The organism is Aquisphaera insulae, assembly GCF_011064615.1.
In the GTDB taxonomy this organism is placed as follows: domain Bacteria; phylum Planctomycetota; class Planctomycetia; order Isosphaerales; family Isosphaeraceae; genus Aquisphaera; species Aquisphaera insulae.
On sequence record NZ_JAALJH010000192.1, the window covers coordinates 1 to 3,111 of the forward strand.

Consider the following 3,111-nt stretch of genomic DNA (forward strand, 5'->3'; position numbering starts at 1 on the left):
GGAGAAAAGCCATCCTTCGGAGCCGGCCCCGTCCGGCGACCGGGCGAGCCGCGGCCGTTACAGGGGGAGACGGAGCTGACGCTCGCGGCCGCGCTCCGTGTCGAGGGAGGAGAGCGTCAGCCCGAGGAGCCGGATGCCCAGGCCGACCGGGAAGATCGGGTCGAGCAGCTCCCCGACGATGGCCTCGACGTCCGCCTCCGAGGCAAACCCCATCTCCCGCGTCCGGCTGCGGGTGATCTGGCGGAAGTCGGTGAACTTCACCTTGAGCGTCAGCGTCCGCGCCTGGATCGTCGAGCCCTCGCAATGGCCCCAGACCTTCGCCAGGAGGGGACGGAGCGCCTCCCGGGCCTCGTCCGGGGTGAAGAGGTCGGCCGCGAACGTCGTCTCGGCGCCGATCGACTTGCGGACGCGATCGGCGCAGACCGGGCGGTCGTCGATGCCCCGCGCCAGGGAGTAATAGTAGGTCCCCGCCTTGCCGAAGTGCTCCAGCAGGAACTCCGACGATTGGGCGCGGAGGTCCGCGCCGTCCCGGATCCCGAGCCGCTCCATCCGCTCGCAGGTCACCGGCCCGATCCCGTGGAACCGGCCGATGGGCAGGGCCGCCACGAACGCCGGGCCCATCCTCGGCGTGATGACGAACAGGCCATCCGGCTTGCGCTCGTCCGAGGCCATCTTGGCCAGGAACTTGTTGTACGAGACGCCGGCCGACGCGGTGAGCCCGGTCTGGTCGCGGATCCGCGCCCGGATCTCCTCGGCGACCGCCGTGGCCGACGAGACGGCGCGCGGGTTCTCGGTGACGTCCAGGTACGCCTCGTCGAGCGCGAGCGGCTCGACGATCGGCGTGTAGTCGGCGAAGATCGCCCGGATCTGCTGGGAAACCGCCCGATAGACGTCGAACCGCGGCTTCACGAAGATCAGCTCGGGGCACTTCCTCCGGGCCGTGACCGACGCCATGGCCGAGCGGACCCCGAACCGCCGGGCCTCATAGCTCGCCGCCGCCACGACCCCTCGCTCCCGATTGCCGCCGACGGCCACGGGCTTGCCGCGAAGCTCCGGATTATCCCGCTGCTCGATGGACGCATAGAACGCGTCCATGTCGATGTGGAGGATCTTGCGAGGACGCGCGAGGTCCCCGCCGGTCGCCGCCGCCGACATGGCGAGCCGTGCCTCCTCCGCCTGTACCTCCGTCGCGGACATCCGGATCCTCCGCCTTCGCCATCGAGCGGCGGCCATTCGGCAGCTCGACCGGCCTGGCGGGAAACTCTATCACATGAGTGGCCATGTGTATAGAAAATCGGCGACTCCCCGCGGGCTTCGCTTCGCCTACCGCTCCCAGGACGCCGGCAGGGATTCGCCGCCGGCCGCGGTGGAGAGGGCCTCGAAGACCTTCGGATCGATAGTCTCGCGGACGGGGCGGACGGACCCATCGGCGAAGAGGGCATTCGCCACACCCCGGTGGAGGCCGCCGAACTGGTGATCCCGCCCGAGGTAGGGCTGGTCCCCGGGATCCAGGCCGCGAAGCGTGGGAGGGCCGCCGGCGGTCCACGGGCCATTGTTTCGGTCCGTCTCGACGACCAGGAGCGTGTTCGCCAGGCCGTCGGTGACGTCCGCCGGCCTGGCCCGGCGGTCGTAACCGAGGATCCCCGCGCGGGGGTGCCCCACGGGTAATTCCGGTGCGTCAAGGCCGAGGCCGCCGATCCCCACGTACCAGGTCCAGCCAGGCATGTGCTCCCTGGAACCTCCGGCGGCCGCCGGGCAGGCCAGCGCGGGCAACCTGCCGACGGCCACGGGGCCTTCCTCAATACCGTGCCCCCGCGTCACCCGGTTCTCGGTCGAGTCCCAGGACAGGGCCCGATTCAGCATCCAGGTCCACTGGTCGAGGAACGCCCAGATCGAGACCAGCCAGCTCAGCCGCCTTTCGGGCGGAAGCTGGTCATTGGCGATCGTCCCCGTCGGGAACGAGCCCTCCGCCGAGGCGTAGTTGGCGAACGCGAGGGAGAGGCCCCGCAGGTTCTGCCGACACGTTTCGTCATGGGCTGCCTCCGAGGATCGTTGGAGCAGCAGGACCGAACCGGCGGCAAGAGCGGCCCCCGCCACCAGGAGCATCATCCGCCGGATCGTGAATCGAACGCGGGGAAAGCTCACGGCTGGGGACTCCCGACTCATGGATAGGATCGTCGGCACCATTCCATGTCGACTTTCAACGACAATTGTAGTATATCGAAAAGCATCGCGACGCTCAAGACGGCAATTCTGGGCGTTCAATCCCTGAGACGGTCGAGCCGGGCCTCCACGTCCGCGCCGGTCAAGGACTGGTAGGCGTCGGCGAGCCGCTGCTTCCGGGTCGGATCCCGCTCCGCCTCGTATGCCCAGACCAGGCGATCTTCAGAGGCGACGGTGCCCCACGCCCGGAGCTTCGCCATGGCCGTCGGATCTCCCGCCGCAACACCTCGGATTGCCGCCCGGACCGTCAGCGAGACGGCCGACTGGGCAGCCCCTGGAATACCGAGAACCAGCAAGGCTCCCAGCAGGACGGTTGCGTGGAGCCAGGGGCCGTGCAGGGCGGCTCGCGCCTGGCGATACGCCGCAGAACCGTTGCTGTAGTAGGCCGCCGACGTGAGGAAGGGGACGAATCCCAGGACTCCGATGATCACCAGGAGGCCGATCATGCTGAAGGGCAAGAGGACCAGACCCAGCACGCCGGAGAAGAGAGCTCCGGCGAAGAGGGCACCCGAGATCGGTCCGCTCCACGGGCCCAGCCGAGGGCCGCATGCCAGCCAGATCAGCAGGACCACCATCTCGAGCGCGATCACGCCGTAATTGAATATCCGGAAGACGGTGAGGAATCGCAGCCCGGGGATCTCGACGACGAGGTCGCCCACGATGGAATCCTGGAGGGCGAGGCAGAAGATCGGCGCCAGGATGCCGGCGGTGATCGCGAAGCCCGGCGATCCGAGGAATCGCCAGGAGCGAGTCGGATCGCTGCCCTGTTCGAGTGCCGGCATGGTCATCGAGGCCGCGGCCTCCCCCGGGATCTCGGTTTCGACCCGTGACTCGCCCTCCAGGAGATCTTACCACACGCATGACCACGCGTGTACAAGTTCTATGGTC

General features: G+C 68.7%; 3 protein-coding genes. All 3 read right to left on the reverse strand.

Features of this window, described 5'->3' with window-relative positions; genetic code table 11:
* Positions 1-57: 57 nt before the first annotated feature.
* Positions 58-1,155, reverse strand: a complete 1,098-nt coding sequence (gene dinB / locus G6O54_RS36600) for a DNA polymerase IV (protein WP_205679175.1) — start codon at positions 1,153-1,155, stop codon at positions 58-60.
* A gap of 168 nt (positions 1,156-1,323) precedes the next feature.
* The gene (locus G6O54_RS36605) at positions 1,324-2,145 is read right to left on the reverse strand and encodes a DUF1559 family PulG-like putative transporter (RefSeq protein WP_165235970.1); all 822 of its coding nucleotides are present in this window, start codon (positions 2,143-2,145) and stop codon (positions 1,324-1,326) included.
* A gap of 116 nt (positions 2,146-2,261) precedes the next feature.
* Positions 2,262-3,011, reverse strand: coding sequence for a hypothetical protein (locus G6O54_RS36610; protein WP_165235973.1), 750 nt, complete (start codon positions 3,009-3,011; stop codon positions 2,262-2,264).
* Between the last annotated feature and the right edge of the window lie 100 nt (positions 3,012-3,111).

Excerpts from the sequence above, each read along its gene's own strand:
- dinB (WP_205679175.1), bottom strand. The coding sequence starts at position 1,155 with ATGTCGGCGGCGGCGACCGGCGGGGACCTCGCGCGTCCTCGCAAGATC.
- G6O54_RS36610 (WP_165235973.1), bottom strand. The coding sequence starts at position 3,011 with ATGACCATGCCGGCACTCGAACAGGGCAGCGATCCGACTCGCTCCTGG.